The sequence below is a fragment of the Sphingopyxis sp. NJF-3 genome, assembly GCF_053514865.1.
Map to the genome: position 1 here is coordinate 2,337,867 of NZ_CM130726.1, position 18,172 is coordinate 2,356,038.

Sequence of the window (18,172 nt, forward strand, 5' to 3'; positions counted from 1 at the left end):
GCCCCGACCCCCAGCCTTCGCCTCTTTTGCCGTCCGGTCTGGCAACCGGCGCGGCGACGAATCGCGGGGGATCCCGTTTCTTGCTTTTTTGGTTTGTAACCGGTTTCACGATCACTGTATAGGGGGAAGCGAAGCCGGTGGGCAGCAGCGATGCTCGCCCGCAACTCGCCCGCAAGGGACAGATTTCAGCCGATCTCCCGCGCTGAAATGCCAATGGAATATTTTGGGGAAGGACGAATCATGCCGCCGAAGCCGCGCAATCTGACGCACCTGACGCTCGCGACTCTGATGCTCGCGGGGTCGCTGACGACAGCCCCGCTGCTCGCCAAGCCCGCCGCGACCGCGCGCGCCGCCGCCGACGTCGATTCGACGGGGTGGATGAAGCCCGATCCCGCGATGGACAAATTTATCGCCGAACTGATGGCGAAGATGACGCTGGAGGAGAAGATCGGCCAATTGTCGCTGCTGACCAGCGATTGGGATTCGACCGGTCCGACGATGCGCCAAGGCTATCAGGAGGATATCCGCAAGGGCCGCATCGGATCGATCTTCAACGCCTTCACCGCCAAATATACGCGCGACCTCCAGCGCATCGCGGTCGAGGAAACGCGGCTCAAGATCCCCTTGCTCTTCGGCTATGACGTGATCCACGGCCACCGCACCATCTTTCCCATCTCGCTCGGCGAAGCGGCGAGCTGGGATCTGAAAGCTATTGAAAAGGCAGCGCGAATTTCCGCAACCGAAGCCTCGGCCGAAGGCATCCACTGGACCTTCGCGCCGATGGTCGACGTCGCGCGCGACCCGCGCTGGGGCCGCATCTCCGAAGGCGCGGGCGAGGATGTCTATCTGGGTAGCCGCATCGCCGAGGCGCGAGTGCGCGGCTTTCAGAGCAACGACCTGAGGGCGGTCGATACGGTGCTCGCGACCGCGAAGCATTTCGCTGCCTATGGCGCAGCGCAGGCGGGGCGCGACTATGGCACCGTCGACATTTCGGAGCGCACGCTGCGCGACATCTATCTGCCGCCGTTCAAGGCCGCCGCCGACGCGGGCGCCGCGACCTTCATGACCTCGTTCAACGAGGTCGACGGCATACCGGCTTCGGGCAATCACTATCTGCTGACCGACGTGCTCCGCGACAAATGGGGCTTCAAGGGCTTCGTGGTAACCGATTACACGTCGATCAACGAGATGGTCGCGCACGGCTATTCGAAAGACCTGCAGCAAGCGGGCGAGCAGGCGATCAACGCCGGGGTCGACATGGACCTGCAGGGCGCGGTGTTCATGGAGCATCTCGCCAAGTCGGTCGCCGAGGGCAAGGTCGACGTCGCGCGCGTCGACGCCGCGGTGAAGGCGATCCTCGAAATGAAATACCGCCTCGGCCTGTTCGAGGACCCCTATCGCTATTCGGACGAGGCGCGCGAGAAGGCGACCATCTATCGCCCCGATTTCCTGGAGGCGGCGCGCGACGTGGCGCGCAAGTCGATGGTCCTGCTGAAGAATGCGAACAATGCCCTCCCCCTCGCCGCTTCGGCGAAGTCGATCGCGGTGATCGGCCCGCTCGGCGACAGCAAGGCCGACATGATCGGAAGCTGGTCGGCGGCGGGCGACCGCAAGACGCGCCCCGTCACCCTGCTCGAAGGCATGCAGGCGCGCGCGCCCAAGGGGCAGAGCGTCGCCTATGCCAAGGGCGCGAGCTATGCGTTCGAGGATGAAGGCAAGACCGAGGGCTTCGCCGAGGCGATCGCGTTGGCGCAGAAATCGGACGTCATCGTTGCGGCGATGGGCGAGCGCTGGGACATGACCGGCGAGGCGGCGAGCCGCACCTCGCTCGACCTGCCCGGCAACCAGCAGGCGCTGCTTCAGGAGCTCAAGAAGACCGGCAAGCCGATCATCCTCGTGCTGATGAGCGGTCGCCCCAACAGTATCGAATGGGCGGATGCCAATGTGGATGCGATCCTCGAGGCCTGGTACCCCGGCACGATGGGCGGCCACGCGATCGCCGATGTCCTCTATGGCGATTATAATCCGTCGGGCAAATTGCCCGCCACCTTCCCGCGCAATGTCGGGCAGGTGCCGCTCTATTACGATATGAAGAACACCGGGCGGCCGATCGACCCGGCCAAGCCCGACGCCAAATATGTCTCGCGTTACCTGAACACGCCGAACACGCCGCTTTATCCCTTCGGCTACGGGCTCAGCTACACCCGCTTTACCTATTCGCCGGTGACGCTGAGCAAGGCGAGCATCAAGCCGGGCGAACCGCTGACCGCGAGCGTCACCGTGACCAACAGCGGCGCGCGCGACGGCGAGGAGGTGGTCCAGCTCTATGTCCGCGACCTCGTCGGGTCGGTGACGCGGCCGGTCAAGGAGCTCAAGGGCTTCCGCAAGATCCTGCTCAGGAAGGGCGAGAGCAAGACCGTCAGCTTCACCCTGACCGATGCCGACCTCGCCTTCACCCGCGCCGACATGAGCTGGGGCGCCGAACCCGGCGACTTCAAGCTGTGGATCGGGCCATCGTCGGCCGAAGGCGCGGAGGCCGGTTTCACGCTGACTCAATAGGAGACGAGCGATGCTTCGCCATCTGTCGGTCGCCGCGCTCGCCCTGCCGTTGCTGCTCGCGGGCGCCGCGCAAGCGAAGCCCGCCGAGCGCCCGAACATCGTCTACATCATGTCGGACGATCATGCCTGGCAGGCGATCTCGGCCTATGGATCGGCGCTGTCGACGCTCGCGCCAACGCCGAACATCGACCGGATCGCGAAGAATGGCGCGATCTTCACGAACAGCTTCGTCGGCAATTCGCTCTGCGGGCCGAGCCGCGCGACGCTTCTGACCGGGCGGCAGAGCAATGCGCACGGTTTCACGCGGAACGGCACCAGCTTCGACAACAATGTCTGGGTGTGGCCGCGGGCGCTGTCGCAGGTGGGCTATGCCACCGCGATGTTCGGCAAATGGCACATCAACGCCTCGCCCGCCGGGATCGGCTTCGACGACTGGAAGGTGCTCGACGATCAGGGCGAATATTACAACCCCGACATCATCACGCCGAAGGGGCGCAGCATCGTCCAGGGCTATGCGACCGATCTGATCACCGACTACAGCCTCGACTGGCTGAAGACCGGGCGCGACAAGTCGAAGCCCTTCGCGATCCTGATCCATCACAAGGCGCCGCACCGCAACTTCATGCCCGCGCTGCGCCATCTGACCAAATATCAAGGCGTCACCTTCCCCGTCCCCGACACCTATTTCGACGACTATGCGGGGCGCCGGGCCGCGGCGGCGCAGGAAATGAACATCTATCGCGACATGTACGAGGGGCACGACCTCAAGATGACGGTCGCCGAGGGCTCGGCGCGGCTGCGCTATAATCGCTGGCCGGGCGCCTTCGACCGCATGACGCACGACCAGCAGGCGCAGTGGGACGCGGCGATGCAGCCCGACAACGACCGGATGAACGCCGCGAAGCTGACCGGCCGCGATCTCGCGCTGTGGAAATACCAGCGCTACATGCAGCAATATCTTGCGACCATCGCCGCGGTTGACGAGGGCGTCGGGCGCGTTCTCGACTATCTGGAGGCGAGCGGCCTTTCGAAGAACACGGTCGTCGTCTACACCTCCGACCAGGGCTTCTATCTCGGCGAGCATGGCTGGTTCGACAAGCGCTTCATTTATGAAGAATCGCTGCGTACACCCTTTCTGATCCAGTATCCGGGGCATATCCGCCCCGGCACGCGGGTCGAGGCGCCGATCCAGAATGTCGACTATGCGCCGACCTTCCTCGCGCTCGCCGGCGTGGCGGGCCCAGACACGATCCAGGGTCGCTCGCTCGTCCCGCTGTTCGACGGGCGCGCGCCTGCGGACTGGCGCAAGGCCGTCTATTATCATTATTACGAATATCCGGGCTTCCATTCGGTGCGCGCGCACTATGGGATGCGCGACGAGCGCTACAAGCTCGTCCGCTTCTACAGCGACGACATCAATGCCTGGGAGTTCTACGATCTGAAAAGCGATCCGCACGAAATGCACAATCGCATCGACGACCCCGCGATGCAGCGCCGGATCGCGGCGATGAAGGATCAGCTCGTCGCGCTGCGCCGCCAATATGGCGACGATGACGGACCGGCGGTCGACGCGCCGCTGAACTAGTTCCAGCGCCCCTCCGAAACGGAGCAAAGGGCGCTTAAATTGCCCCGAGTTCACCCGTTAATCGTCGCATGACCACAGGAACCACTTCATCGCAGGAGCCGGTCGGGCGGCTCCTCGGCTGGCTGGGATTGCGCCATTCCCGAAACGGCGCGCGCCTATCGGGGGAGGATGCCTCCGACCCCGGAGGGGGGCGGCAGGCGCGCAGCGACCTCGTCGCGGCGATCGGGCGCTTTCTGATCGACCATGACCTCGACGTATCGCCGGCCAATCTGGTCGTCGCCCATAGCGCCTTTTCGGGGCGCAATCCGCAGCTCGCACGCCAGATCGCGATGCGCAGCCAGTCGCGCGAAGGCGTGACCCAGCAATGGATCGACGAGGTCACCGGCGACGAGGCGCCGCCGGACGGACGGGCGGACCTCGACCGGCTGATGGCGCGGCTCGAAACCAATCTCGATGCCTTCCAGACGCGGTCCAAGGCCGCTCACCAGATGACGCGCGATTATGGCAGCGAGCTCGAGGAACATCTGACCGACCTCGAACAATTGCAGAAGACCGGCCAGATCGTGTCGAGCCTCGCCGACCTCGCGAAGGCGATGCTCGAGCGCACGCGCAAGGCCGAGGACGAAATGCGCCGCAGCGAGGACGAGGCGAAATCGCTGCGCCGCAGTCTTGCGCGCGCTAAACGCGACGCCGAGGTCGATTATCTGACCGGCCTGCCCAACCGCCGCGCCTTCGAGGCGCTGCTCGAACGTCAGTATCGCGAGGCGCGCGAGACCCCGGTGGCGCTGAGCGTCGCCTTTTGCGACATCGACAATTTCAAGGCGATCAACGACGCGCACGGCCATGAGGCGGGCGACCGCGTGCTGAAAGTGATCGCCGACACGCTTGCGCAGATTTCGAACGACCATTGTCATGTCGCACGCCACGGCGGCGAGGAGTTCGTGATGCTGTTCCGCGGCCTCTCCCCCGCCGAGGCGGCGGCGCGCCTCGACGACGCGCGCGAACGGCTCGCGGACCGCCGCCTGATCAACCGCAAGACCGACACGCCTTTCGGCGTCGTCACCTTCTCGGGCGGCGTCGCGGACCTGTTCGGCTACCCCGACCCGCGCGCGGCGCTGAAAGCCGCGGACGAGGCGCTCTATCGCGCCAAGGAAAGCGGACGAAACCGGGTCGAGATTGCGTGAAGGCTAAGCGTCGCCCGGATGCGGCGACGCGGGGGTGGAGCTATTGGGGGATGCTCCACCCCTGTTCGGGTCACGCGCCGGCCGGCGCCTCCTGCCACCCACCACCCAGCGCCAGGAACAGCGCGACGAGATAGGTCGATCGCTGCTGCTCCGACTGCGCGATGCTCGCCTGAATCTGCGCGAGCGAGCGTTCGGCGTCGAGCACGACCTGGAAAGCCTCGCGTCCCGCCTGATAGCGCAGCCGCGCGATCCGCGCCGCCTCGCCCGCTTCGTCCGCCGCGCGGCGGAGCGCTGCGAGCCGGTCGAGTTCACCCGCATAGGCGGCGAGCGCGCTTTCGGTTTCCTGCAGCGCCGACAGCCACGTGCCGTCGAAGGTCGCGAGCGCGGCGTCGGCGCCGGCTTCGGCCTGCTTCAGCCGCGCGCGCGACACCGCCACGTTCGGGAAATTCCACGAAATGAGCGGGCCGAGCGAGAAGCGGAAGCCGTCGGACTTGCCGAGCCCCGAGATCGACGCCGCGCTCGACCCGATCGAGCCGCCGAGGCTGATGCTGGGATAAAGATCCGCGGTCGCGACATTGACCCGCGCCGCCGCCGCGGCGAGTTCGCGCTCGGCGCGGCGGATGTCGGGGCGGCGCGCGAGGAGCGATGCGCCGTCGCCAACCGGGATCGGCCGGTCGAGCGCGGGCGGCGCCTGGCATTGCAGCACGACCTCGGGCGCTTCGGCGGGCGGCTTGCCCGTCAGCACGGCGAGCCGGTAGAGCGCCGCCGATCGCTGCGCCTCGATCGTCGGCAGCGTCGCGCGCGTCTGTTCGAGCAGCGCCCCCGCCTGCCCCGTTTCGAGCCGCGTCGCGCGGCCGCCTTCGAACAGGCGGCGCGTCAGGTCGAAGGTCTGCTCCTGAATGCGCAGCGTTTCCTGCGCGACCGCGAGCTGGCGATTATACGAGCAGACGTCGGAATAGGCGCGCGTCGTTTCGGCGGCGACGGTGATGCGCGTCAGGTCGAACGCCGCCTGCACCGCCTCGGCGTCGGCGCGGCTCGCCCGGATCGCGCTTTCGACGCGGCCGAACAGATCGACCTGATAGCCGACGTCGAGCCCGACATCATAGCTTTCGCCCTCCACCGGGCCCACGCCGGTGACGCTGCCCGGCTGGCGCGCATAGGTGCCGCTGGCGCTGACGCTGGTCGTGGGCAGGCGCCCGGCCTTCGCTTCCTTCAACACCGCGCGCGCCTGCGCCAGATTGGCGGCGGCGACGCGCAGGTCGGTGTTCGCGGCGAGCGCCTGCCGCACCAGCGCGTCGAGCGTCGGGTCGGCGAACAGGCTCCACCATTCGCCCGGCGGCTGGTCGCCGGTGAAGGCGGGCGACTTTCCGCCCTCAAGGAAGGGCGATTGCGACGGTGCGGCTGGTGTCGGCGAAACATAGGCCGGGCCGACGGTGCAGCCCGACAGCGCGAGCGCGCCCGTCGCGGCGAGAAGGATCGAACGCGTCATCATTGCGCCTCCAGCGACTTGTCGCCGCCCTCTTTATGGCCCCGGCGCTTCGCCCAGGCCTTCGCCCGGTCGCCTATCCCGCGGCAGACGACATAGAAGACGGGAGTGAAGATCAGGCCGAAGAAGGTCACCCCGAGCATGCCGAAGGTCACGGCGGTGCCGAGCGCCTGGCGCATCTCCTGCCCCGGCCCGGTCGCGACCGCGAGCGGGATCACGCCGAAGATGAAGGCGAAGCTGGTCATCAGGATCGGGCGCAGGCGCGAGCGCGCGGCGTGGACCGCGGCCTCCATCGTTCCCATTCCCTCTTCCTCCTCGCCCTGCTTGGCGAACTCGACGATCAGGATCGCATTCTTCGCGGCGAGCGCGATGAGCACGACGAGGCCGACCTGCGTCAGGATATTATTGTCCATCCCGCGCAGGTTCACCCCGACCATCGCCGCCAGGATGCACATTGGAACGATCAGGATCACCGCGAGCGGCAACGGCAGCGATTCATATTGCGCCGCGAGGACGAGGAAGACGAACACCACCGCAAGCAGGAAGATCAGCACCGCGCTGCTGCCTGCCGCCTTTTCCTGATAGGCGAGCCCCGTCCATTCATAGGCGAAGCCCGCGGGTAACGTCTTGGCCGCGATGCCTTCCATCGCGGTAAGCGCCGCGCCCGACGAGACGCCAGGGGCCGCCTGCCCCTGCAATTCGACCGCGGGGAAGAGATTATAGCGCACGACACGCGTCGGCCCGCTGTCGTTGCGGAAGGTCGCAACCGACGAAAGCGGCACCATCTCGCCCGACGACGAGCGCACCTGCAGCCGTCCGACATCCTCGATGGTGGCGCGCGACGTCGGCTCGGCCTGCGCGGTCACGCGGAAGGTGCGGCCGAGGAAATTGAAGTCGTTGACATAGGTCGAGGCAAGATAGGTGCCGAGCGCGGCATAGACCTGGCTCGGGTCGACGCCCAATATCTGCGCCTTGTCGCGATCGACGTCGGCGAAGATGCGCGGGCTGCCGGTGTTGAACAGCGAGAAGACCTGCTGCACCTGATCGTTCTGCGATGCGGCGCCCATCATCGCGCCGGTCGCCTGTTCGAGCTCGTGATAGCTTTCGCCGCCGCGCGCCTGAAGCATCATCGTAAAGCCGTTGCCATTGCCGAGCCCCTGCACCGCCGGCGGCGCGATGACGAAGGCGTTGGCCTCGGGGAGCGCGCCGGCCAGCGCGCCCGAAAGCTGGCCCGACAGCGCGGTCGCGCTCAATTCCCTGCCGCGCTCTTCCCAATCCTTGAGGCGGATGAACATCGTCCCGGCGTTCGACGCGGTCGAGAAGCTCGACCCGTCGAGCCCCGCGAAGGTCGCGATGCTGTCGACCCCGTCGATCCCCGACACCGTCTGCTGCGCGCGCTTCAGCACTTCGCTCGTGCGATCGAGCGACGCGCCCGGCGGCAGCTGGACGACGCCGATCAGCACGCCCTGATCCTGGTCCGGAATGAAACCCGTCGGCGTGTCGGTCAGGCGCCAGCCGGTGAGCACGAGCAGCACTGCATAGATGATCAGCATCAGCCCGGTCTTGCGCACCAGCTTCGCCGTTGTCTGGCCATAGCGTTCCGACAGCGTGTCGAAGGCGTGGTTGAACTTGTCGGCAGCGCGACGTCCGAAACGCATCAGCGGATTCTTGGGCTCTTCGTGATGCCCTTCCTGATGCGGCTTCAGGAGCAGCGCCGCCATCGCGGGCGACAGCGTCAGCGAGGTCAGCAGCGAAAAGACCGTCGCCGCCGCGATCGTCACCGCGAACTGCTGATAGAAGATGCCGGGAATGCCCGGAACGAAGGCCGTCGGAACGAACACCGCGACAAGCACGAGCCCGATCGCGATCAACGCGCCCGACACCTCGTCCATGGTGCGATGCGCGGCCTCGCGCGGGCTGAGCCCGGCGCGGACATGCTTTTCAACCGCCTCGACGACGACGATCGCATCGTCGACGACGATGCCGACCGCAAGCACGAGCGCGAAGAGCGACAGCGAGTTGATCGAGAATCCGAGCGCGAGCTGAACCGCGAAGGTGCCGACGAGCGCCACCGGGATCGCGACGATCGGGATGATCGCGGCGCGCCACGTCTGCAAGAAGACGAGGACGACGAGCACGACGAGGATCAGCGCCTCGACCAGCGTTTCCTGCACCGCGGTGACCGATGCCTGGACATATTCGGTCGGGTTGAACGGGATCTGATATTCGAGACCGGGCGGAAAATCCTTCGACGCCGCCTCGACTTCCTTGAGCACGAGGTTCGCAGCGTCGAGCGCGTTGGCACCGGGCTGCTGGATGACCGCCATGCCGACGCCCTCCTGCCCGTTGAACACGCCGCGCACACCATAGTCCTGACTGCCGAGCTCGACGCGCGCGACATCCTTCAGCCGCGTGATCGCGCCGTTTTGCGTATCGGTCTTGATCACGACGTTCGAAAACTGCTCGGGCGTGATAAGGCGCCCGGGTACTTCGACCGGCAGTTCGAACGCCGGATTGCCCTTGCCATAGGGCGGCGCGCCGACCGAACCGCCGGCGACCTGGACGTTCTGGCTCTGCAGCGCCGCGACGATCTCGGTCGCGGTCAGGTTGCGCGCCGCCGCCTTGTCGGGGTCGATCCACACGCGCATCGAATAATAGCCGCCGCCGAAGATCTGCACGCCGCCGACGCCTTCGAGGCGCAGCAGCCGGTCGCGCAGCGTCGAATTGGCGTAGTTGCCGACATAATCGGTGTCGATCGCGGGATCGGTCGACGTCAGCGCGACGATCATCAGGAAGCCGGTTTCCTGCTTGTTCACCTGCACGCCGATCTGGCGTACCTGTTCGGGCAGGCGCGGCTCGGCGAGCGCGACGCGGTTCTGCACCAGCACCTGCGCGGCATCGAGGTCGGTGCCGGGCTGGAAGGTCACGGTGATCTGCGCCGCACCCTGCGTCGACGACGACTGGATATAGAGCATATTCTCGACGCCGTTGATCTCCTGCTCCAGCGTCGAGGCCACCGTCTCGGCGATCGTGTCGGGCGACGCGCCGGGATAGGCGGCTGTGATGCCGATCGTCGGCGGAGCGATCTCCGGATATTGGGCGAGCGGAAGCTGCGGGTATGCGAAGGCGCCGATCAGCGTGATGAAGATCGCGATGACCGCCGCGAAGATCGGGCGGTCGACGAAGAAGCGGCTGAAACTCACTGGGCGGCACCCTTTGTGGGAGCCGCCTTGGGCGCCGCGCCCTTGCCCTTGTCGGTCGCGACCTTGCCGTTCGCCAGGATGCGGCCGGCTTCGACCTTCGCGGGCTTGCCCGGCATCGCGCGCTGGATGCCGTTGACGATCACGCGATCCCTGGCGGTCAGGCCGGTGCGCACGACGCGCAGCCCGTCGATGACGGGACCTAGCGTGACCGGGCGCGCCTGAACGACATCCTTGGGGCCGATCACATAGACGATGCGGCGCGCGGCGTCGGTGACGATCGCGGTATCGGGAACGAGGATCGCGGGATGCGGCGCCGAGGCCGCGAGCTGGAGCTGGCCGAACAGGCCGGGGCGCAGCTTGCCGTCGGCATTGGGGACGACCGCACGCACGGTGATCGTGCCCGACCCGGTGCTGAGCGCGTTGTCGACGAAGTCGATCTTGCCCGTGCGCGTATAATCCTCTTCGCCCTGCAGGCGGATGCGCACCGGCGAACCCTCGAGCGTGTCTCCCTGCCGCTCATATTCGAGCAGGCTCGCCTCCGAGCCCTGGAAGCTGAAGTGCAAGGGGTTGGTTGACACGATCGTCGTCAGCACGGTCTGGTCGGCGGTGACGGCGTTACCCGGGTCGACGAGGCGCTGCGACACGCGGCCCGAGATCGGCGCGGTGACGCGGGTGAAGCCGACGTTGAGCTCGGCGGCGCGGATCGCGGCACGGTTGGCGGCGACATCGGCTTCGCCCGTGCGCACCGCGGCGCGGCGCTGTTCGACCTCTTCCTGGCTTGCCGCCTGCGACGCGGCGAGCGTTTCGGAGCGGGCAAGTTCGGTGCGCGCATTGGCGAGGGTCGCCTGCGCCCGCGCGAGTTGCGCCCGCGCCTGGTCGAGCGCCGCCTGCGACGGCCGCGCGTCGATGGTGAAGAGCAGCTGGCCCGCTTTCACATATTGGCCGTCGGTGAAGTGCGAGCGCGTTAGATAGCCCGAGGCGCGCGGGCGGACGTCGACGCTCTGGATCGCTTCGAAGCGGCCGACATAATCATCCCATTCGGTGACCTCCTTCACCAGCGGATGGGCGGCGGTGACGGGCAGCGCCGGGGGTCCACCGGCGCCCGAATCGCCGCCCGAGCAGGCGGAAAGCAGCACCGACAGGAGGAGCAAGGGCGCAAGGAGGGGGCGCTTGGACATGGTTTTGGTCTTTTCTGTCTGGACGGTTCGGCATCGCGCGGCAGGGAGGGGGAGGCGCAGCGCGATGCCGGAGGAGTGAACTAATTCGGGATATCCAACAAGTCAACAGGTGTTGATTTATTTCTCAGCGGCGATAAAGAACCATCATGTCGAGGACCACGACCATCCCCCCGGGAATCCGGAAGCGCGACGCGGTCGCGACGCGCGCGGCCATATTGACGGCGGCGCACCAGCGCTTTTTGCGCGAAAGTTACGACAGCGTCGGCCTGCGTGACATCGCCGGCGACGCGGGCGTCGACGTCGCGCTGATCAGCCGGTACTTCGGCGGCAAGGAGGGATTGTTTCGCGACGTCCTGCTCGCGGACAGGGACGCCGGCCTGCTCCGCCACCCGATGACCGCCGCGGAACTTCCCGCCTATCTCGCGCAGCTCGTGGTCGAGGATGGCGACGAGGACCGGCAGAACCGCATGGAAATGTTCATCGTCATGCTGCGTTCGGCCTCCTCCCCCAAAGCCGGCGAGATCATTCGCGATCTCGTCCATCTCGACGTGCTCGGCCCGCTTGCCGAAGTCATTGGCGACGAGCACGCGGAGTTGCGCGCAAACATGCTGCTTGCGACCCTGATGGGGATCGGCGTGCTGCGTACGATCATGAAGGTCGACGCCCTCGACGGCTCCCCTGCCCAGCGCGTCGAATGCGAATATCGTTTCCGCTGCCTGTTCGAAGCCGCGCTGACCTGTTGAAGCCCGGCTCACGACCACGGGCTTGCCGGGCCGTGACAGCCGGTCTAGGCGCAATGACGTGAGTCCCGACAAGCCTTCCGCTCCTTCCGCGCTCGCCCCTTTCCGTTTCCCCGCCTTTCGCGCGATCTGGATCGCCAACCTCGCATCGAACATGGGCTCGACGATCCAGGCGGTCGGGGCCGCCTGGTTGATGACGGAGCTGACGCCGTCGCACCTTTATATCGCATTGGTGCAGGCGAGCGCGACGATCCCGATCATGCTGCTCGGCATCTTCGCGGGCGCGATCGCCGACAATTTCGACCGGCGACGCGTGATGCTCGCCGCACAGAGCGGCATGCTGGTCGTCTCGGCGCTGCTCGCCCTTGCAACATGGGCCGGCGCGATCAATCCGGTCCTCCTACTCTGCTTCACCCTCGCGGTCGGCTGCGGAACCGCGCTCAACGCGCCCGCGTGGCAGGCGTCGGTGCGGCTGCAGGTCGGACACGAGCATCTGCCGCAGGCAATCGCGCTCAATACCATCGCCTTCAACCTCGCGCGCAGCGTCGGCCCCGCGCTCGGCGGGCTGCTGATCTCGCTGACCGGCCCCGCGATCGGCTTCGGGCTCAATGCATTGAGCTATGTCGCGCTGATCATCGTGCTGCTGCGCTGGCACCCGGAGGTCACACCGCCGAAGCGGTCGCCGATGCTGTCTGCGATCGCCACCGGGCTTCGCTTCTGCGCGCAGTCGGACCCGGTGCGCCGGGTTCTGGTGCGCGGCTTCGCCTTCGGGCTCGGCGCCGCGGGGTTTCAGGCGCTATTGCCCTCGATCGTCCGCGATCAGCTCGCGGGCGACGAACTTGTCTATGGCCTGTGCCTCGCAGGCTTCGGCGCCGGGTCGATCTTCGCGGCGCTCTGGGTCGGCAAGGCGCGTCATCGCTGGGGCAGCGACATGCTGGTCGGCGGCGCGGCGCTGATGTTCGCCGCCGCAATGATCGCGGTCGCGCTATCGCACAACCTGCCGCCGGTTCTCGCCGCTGCTTTCGTCGCCGGGATGTGCTGGGTGGCGACGATGACGACGCTCAACGTCGCGATGCAGCTCCGCTCGCCCGAGGCGATCCTCGGGCGCTGCCTGTCGATCTATCAGGCCGTGACCTTCGGCGGCATGGCGCTTGGCGCGTGGCTGCTCGGTGTCGTCGCCGACCTCTGGACCTTGCCCGCGGCGATCCTGACCGCCGCCGGCTGGCTGATCGCCTCGTCCGCCGCCTTGCGTTTCGTCGCCCCGATGCCGCAGCGCGACGAAGGGCGCGTTATTCCCTGACCACGGCCGCCGCGCGGCCAAAGGCCTGTCTGGCGCGGTAATCGGCCCGAATCGATGATGGCGGCGCATCGGGAAGAGTTATGACAGAACAGAAGGGACGACACAGCGAAAGGACAGCCGAAGCCATGAAGCTTTTCTTCGACGATCGCCAGACCGCGCATGCGCCCGTCCGCGAGCTCCACAACGGCGAATGGGTTCCCTATGCCGAAAATCTCGAGCGGCCGCGCTCGATCGTCGCGGCGCTCGCCGGCTGGCAGCCGGTGCGCGACTTCGGCATTGCGCCGCTCGCCGCCGTCCACGACGCCGACTATCTCGCCTTCCTCGAACGCGCGCACCGCGACTGGACCGCGGCCGGGCGCAGCGGCGACGCCATCGGCTACAGCTTCCCCGTCGTACGGCGGCGGCCCCTCTCCTTTGGGCGGATCGACGCCGATCTGGGCGCCTACAGCTTCGACGCCGCGACCCCCATCGCGGCGGGAACGTGGCAGGCGGCCTATTGGTCGGCGCAATGCGCGCTCACCGCACTCGATCGGCTGGCGCAGGGCGGCGAACGGCATACCTTCGCGCTCTGCCGCCCACCGGGGCACCACGCCGGGCGCGACTATATGGGGGGCTATTGCTATCTCAACAACGCCGCCATCGCCGCGCGCGAAGCGCAGGCGCGCGGGCTGGGTCCAGTTGCGATCCTCGACATCGACTATCATCACGGCAACGGGACGCAGGACATATTCTACGCCGACGGCGATATATTCTTCGCCTCGATCCACGCCGACCCCGTCACCGACTATCCCTTCTACTGGGGTCATGCCGACGAGCGCGGCGAAGGCGCCGGCGAGGGTTCGACGCTGAATATCCCCCTGCCTCGCGGCACCGACGGCGCCGCCTATCGCCCGGCGCTCGACCGCGCACTCGGAGCCATTGCCGACCGGGGCACGAGGTTCCTGATCCTCTCCTTCGGCGCCGACACGCACAGCAGCGACCCGATCTCCAGCTTCGCGCTCCAACGCCCCGACTATGTCGAATTCGCCCGCGCGATCGCCGCGCTCGGCGCGCCGACGCTGGTGGTGATGGAGGGCGGCTATGCCGTTGGCGAACTCGGGATCAACGTCGCCGCCTTCCTGTCGGGATTCAACGATCGAAACCCTGCCGGATAAGCCCGCGCGGGAGCATCAGCCGGACGGTGGAGGCCCCGAAACTTCGGCAAGGCTTCGCGCATAGCCGCGGAAGCCCAGCGTCAGAATGATCGCCGCCAACGGCAGCGCCACAGCCATGACGAGCGCCATCGAATAGCGCAGCATCGCGTCGTTCGCGAACAGATGGTCGGTCAGCAGCGCCATCAGCATCGGCCCGAAACCCAGGCCGGTCAGGTTGACGACGAAGAAATAGATCGCGGTCATGCGCGCGCGATATTCGTTCGGCGTGATCAGTTGCAGCGCGACGGTTCCGACCCCGTGCATGGTGAGCAGCGGAAAGGCGAGCGCCAGCATCGCGAACGCCCAGCCCGGGGTGGGCATCAATGTCGTCGCGAGCAGCGGCGGCCCGCCGAGCAGCATCGACAGGCGCATCACGCGCAGATGGGCGTCGGCGACGCCGCGGCCGAACCAGCGATCGGTGAGCGATCCGCCCATGACGAGCCCCGCGGCGCCGCCAATCGCCATGATCACCCCGAACCACAGCCCCGCATCGGTGATCGCCATCCCGTAGCTGCGCGCGAAGAAGGTCGGAATCCACGCGATCGCGCCGTACATCACGATCCCGATCAGCGACATGCCGCCGAACAGCGCGGCAAAGGCGGCGCGATGCGCCGCGAGATGCGCGACGAGCCCCCTTCCCTGCCCCGGTTCGGCGACGGCCGCCGCGGCCGCGCGCCCGCGGCGATAGGGCTCGCGCACCGTCAGCAGCAGCAGGCAGAGGAGCAGGCCCGGCGCGGCGACCCAGACGAAAATCAGCCGCCACGCCTCGATCGGGCCCCAGAAGGGCAGTTCGACCATCGGCTGGGCCAGCACCGCCTGCACGACGAAGGCGCCGAGGATCAGTGCGATGCCCGATCCGAGGGGAACCCCGATCGAATAAACCGCCATCGCGCGCGCCAGCCGGTCGCGCGGGAAATAGTCGCTCAGCATCGAATAGGCGGCAGGTGATAAGGTCGCCTCGCCGACCCCGACCCCGACGCGTGCGAGGAAGAGCGTGGCATAGCTGCCCGCGAAGCCGCAGCCGGCGGTCATTACGCTCCACACCGCCACTCCGGCGGCGATCAGGTTGCGGCGGCTGTAGTGATCGGCGACCCAGGCGAGCGGCAGCCCGAGCAGCGTGTAGAAGAGCGCGAAAGCAAGCCCGATGAGCAGGCTGACCTGCGTGTCGGAAATATCGAGCGCGGCGCGAATCGGAGCGACGAGCAATGTCAGGATCATGCGGTCGACGAAGGACAGCGTATAGGCGAGCAGCAGGACGCCGACGACGTACCAGCTATAGACGGGCCGCGGCCAGGGCGGGTTTCCCCCGATTTCCGTGCCTTCGGAACCCATGACCTCCTTCTCGTCAACCGCGGTCGCCATCGTCTCTCCCATTCTCTTTTTCGGCGGACAGCCCCTTGCGCGGGCCAGTCTCTCGCCATATACAGGGTTTAATATACTTAGAAAGCTAAGTAAATATCTGCCGGCGATCTTATGCGATCGCGGGCGTCAGGCAACAAGAACACAGTCTGGGAGAGTGAAAATGGTCAGGAAAATACACACGCCGTCCGTCCTCTTGCTGGCGGGTTCCGCCCTCGCCGCCATCCCCGGCGTGGCGCTCGCCCAGGAGGCGTCCGAAGGCGCCGCCGACAGCGGCGACATCATCGTCACCGCGCAGCGCCAGGAGCAAAGGCTGCAGGACGTCCCGGTCTCGGTCACCGCCTTCGGCGCCGAGCAGCTTCGCGACAACAGCATCGAGACGGTGCAGGACATTGCGATCCGCACCCCCGGCCTCGCGGTCAGCGCGGTCGACCCGATCAACACCAACTTCTCGATGCGCGGCATCGGCAGCGCGCCGGGGATCAGCCAGAACGCCGGCGGCGACCCCTCGGTCGTCGTCTTCGTCGACGGCGTCTATGCGGGGCGCGGCGGCACCCCCGACCTCGACGCGCTCGACCTCGAACGCGTCGAGGTGCTGCGCGGACCGCAGGGAACGCTGTTCGGCAAGAATGCGATCGGCGGCCTCGTCCAGTTCATCAGCCGCAAGCCGACCGACGAGGAAAGCTTCTATTTCGAGGGCACCTACGGCAATTATGACCGCGTCGGGGTAATCGCGCGCGGGAATATGGCGCTGACCGACAAGCTATACCTGTCGGCGGGCCTGTCGCACAAGCAGCGCGACGGCTTCGAATATAACGAAACGACGGGCAATCGCGTCAACGACCTGAACCTGACGACGGGCCGCTTGGCGCTCCGCTTCGTGCCGACCGATACGCTCGACATCATCCTGCGCGCCGACGTCGCGCATCAGGACCAGAAGGGCAATCCGCGCCACAATAATTGCGACGAGAGTTTCCAGGATGGCATCCACTGCGTCGGCATCAACCCCGATCCGCGCGTCGTGAACGCCTATATCGACGGCGAGGTGAAGCGGACGATCCAGACTTATTCGGGCGAGGTCAATCTCGAGCTGCCGTTCGGCACGCTGACCTCGCTCACCGCGCTGCGCAAGGTGAAGTTCAACTTCGTCACGCCCTTCTTCAGCAACCCGATCAACCCGCCCGCGCAGATCGAATCGACGAGCTTCGGCGAAGAGAATAACAGCCAGTTCAGCCAGGAACTGCGCCTCTCCTTCGACGCCTGGGGCGGCCGGCTGAAGGGCCAGACCGGCCTTTATTTCCTCAAGGAGAACAACGACCGCATCGAAGGGCAGATCCAGGATTTCCCGACCCCCGCGGGTTCGGGCACCGGCATCTATCCGCAATCGGTCAACGCCCGCAGCTTCGCGGTCTTCGGCCAGGTCGACGTCGAGATCGTGCCGTCGCTGACCGCGACCCTCGGCGCGCGCATGACCTGGGAGCGCAAAAGCGGCCGCTTCGCCGGCTTCAAGGCCGACGACGGCCCGGGCCTGCCGCCGCCGCTGGGATCGCTCGACGGCTATGACGTGACCGGCAAGAAGAGCTGGAAGGCGTTCACCCCGCGCTTCGCGCTCAACTGGAAGGCGACCGACGACGTGCTGCTCTATGCCTCGGTCGCGCGCGGTTACAAGAGCGGCGGCTTCCAGGGGCTGTCGGGCACCGCGGAGGGCGCCTCGACCCCCTATGATCCCGAATTCGCCTGGGGCTATGAAGTGGGCGCGAAGACCGACTGGTTCGACCGCCGCCTCCGGCTCAACATCGCGGCGTTCCGCACCGACTATTCGGATCTCCAGATCTCGCAGCTCATCCCGCTGTGCTGCGTCGTCGTCAGCAACGCGGCGAAGGCGCGGATCAAGGGCGTCGAGGTCGAGGCGGTCGTCCGGCCGTTCGAGGGTTTCCAGATCGACGGCAGCTATGCTTATCTCGACGCCAAGTTCACCGAATATACGATCCCGGGGCAGAATTACACGGGCAACCGGCTCCCGCGCTCGCCGAAGAACAAGTTCAACATCGGTGGCCAGTATGAAACCCCGCTCGGCGACCTTTCGGCGAAGCTCAGGGTCGATTACAGCTGGGTCGACGACGCCTATTTCGAGGCGTCGAACATTCCGCAGCAGCTTTGGCCGAGCCACGAAAACCTCGACGCACGCCTGTCGCTCTCGGGTCCCGACGATCGCTGGGAGCTATCGCTGTGGGGCAAGAATCTGACCGACGAGCTGACGCCGACCTACGTCACCTATTTCGGCGCCTTCCGCCAGATCCTGACCCCCTATGCGCCGCCGCGCACCTATGGCGCGACCATCGCGTTCAAAATCTGACTTGCCGGCGGCGGGATCGACGCCCGCCG

General features: G+C 66.7%; 11 protein-coding genes. 7 read left to right on the forward strand and 4 right to left on the reverse strand.

From position 1 onward, the window contains the following. Window positions 1–240 precede the first annotated feature (240 nt). The 3 genes from bglX (at window position 241) to ACOTSS_RS11480 (ending at window position 5,328) form a co-directional block, all read left to right on the forward strand. Entirely contained in the window at window positions 241–2,559 is a 2,319-nt protein-coding gene (bglX, locus tag ACOTSS_RS11470) for a beta-glucosidase BglX (protein WP_448688287.1), read from the forward strand. Window positions 2,560–2,569: 10 nt separating this feature from the next. Continuing rightward, window positions 2,570–4,144 (forward strand): sulfatase family protein, encoded by a 1,575-nt coding sequence (locus tag ACOTSS_RS11475; protein ID WP_448688288.1) that lies wholly within the window; start codon window positions 2,570–2,572, stop codon window positions 4,142–4,144. A 68-nt stretch (window positions 4,145–4,212) separates the two neighbouring features. Beyond that, window positions 4,213–5,328 carry a diguanylate cyclase domain-containing protein gene (locus ACOTSS_RS11480; RefSeq protein ID WP_448688289.1) on the forward strand — a complete coding sequence of 372 codons (1,116 nt, stop codon included), beginning with the start codon at window positions 4,213–4,215 and terminating at the stop codon, window positions 5,326–5,328. Between the two features lie 70 nt (window positions 5,329–5,398). Here ACOTSS_RS11480 and ACOTSS_RS11485 read toward each other — a convergent pair whose 3' ends face one another. Genes ACOTSS_RS11485 through ACOTSS_RS11495 form a run of 3 tightly spaced genes read right to left on the reverse strand, consistent with a single transcriptional unit; the run spans window position 5,399 to window position 11,195 of the window. Then, the gene (locus tag ACOTSS_RS11485; protein WP_448688290.1) at window positions 5,399–6,817 is read right to left on the reverse strand and encodes an efflux transporter outer membrane subunit; all 1,419 of its coding nucleotides are present in this window, start codon (window positions 6,815–6,817) and stop codon (window positions 5,399–5,401) included. Continuing rightward, window positions 6,817–10,017: an efflux RND transporter permease subunit gene (locus ACOTSS_RS11490; RefSeq protein WP_448688291.1), complete on the reverse strand. Its 3,201-nt coding sequence runs from the start codon at window positions 10,015–10,017 to the stop codon at window positions 6,817–6,819. The genes ACOTSS_RS11485 and ACOTSS_RS11490 overlap by 1 nt, the downstream gene beginning before the upstream one ends. Further along, window positions 10,014–11,195, reverse strand: coding sequence for an efflux RND transporter periplasmic adaptor subunit (locus ACOTSS_RS11495; RefSeq protein WP_448688292.1), 1,182 nt, complete (start codon window positions 11,193–11,195; stop codon window positions 10,014–10,016). The genes ACOTSS_RS11490 and ACOTSS_RS11495 overlap by 4 nt, the downstream gene beginning before the upstream one ends. A 146-nt stretch (window positions 11,196–11,341) precedes the next feature. On the opposite strand from ACOTSS_RS11495, the gene ACOTSS_RS11500 reads away from it, so the two are divergent. From ACOTSS_RS11500 to ACOTSS_RS11510, 3 genes are all read left to right on the forward strand, one after another. Further along, window positions 11,342–11,938: a TetR/AcrR family transcriptional regulator gene (locus tag ACOTSS_RS11500; RefSeq protein WP_448688293.1), complete on the forward strand. Its 597-nt coding sequence runs from the start codon at window positions 11,342–11,344 to the stop codon at window positions 11,936–11,938. A gap of 58 nt (window positions 11,939–11,996) precedes the next feature. Continuing rightward, on the forward strand, window positions 11,997–13,235 hold the full coding sequence (locus ACOTSS_RS11505; protein ID WP_448688294.1) for an MFS transporter: 1,239 nt from the start codon (window positions 11,997–11,999) through the stop codon (window positions 13,233–13,235). A gap of 125 nt (window positions 13,236–13,360) precedes the next feature. Further along, window positions 13,361–14,389, forward strand: coding sequence for a histone deacetylase family protein (locus tag ACOTSS_RS11510; protein ID WP_448688295.1), 1,029 nt, complete (start codon window positions 13,361–13,363; stop codon window positions 14,387–14,389). Between the two features lie 15 nt (window positions 14,390–14,404). Here ACOTSS_RS11510 and ACOTSS_RS11515 read toward each other — a convergent pair whose 3' ends face one another. Further along, complete coding sequence (locus ACOTSS_RS11515; protein ID WP_448688296.1) at window positions 14,405–15,790, reverse strand: spinster family MFS transporter; 1,386 nt, start codon at window positions 15,788–15,790, stop codon at window positions 14,405–14,407. Between the two features lie 160 nt (window positions 15,791–15,950). Between ACOTSS_RS11515 and ACOTSS_RS11520 the strand changes: the two genes are divergently transcribed. Next, window positions 15,951–18,143, forward strand: a complete 2,193-nt coding sequence (locus ACOTSS_RS11520) for a TonB-dependent receptor (RefSeq protein WP_448688297.1) — start codon at window positions 15,951–15,953, stop codon at window positions 18,141–18,143. The last annotated feature ends 29 nt before the right edge of the window (window positions 18,144–18,172 follow it).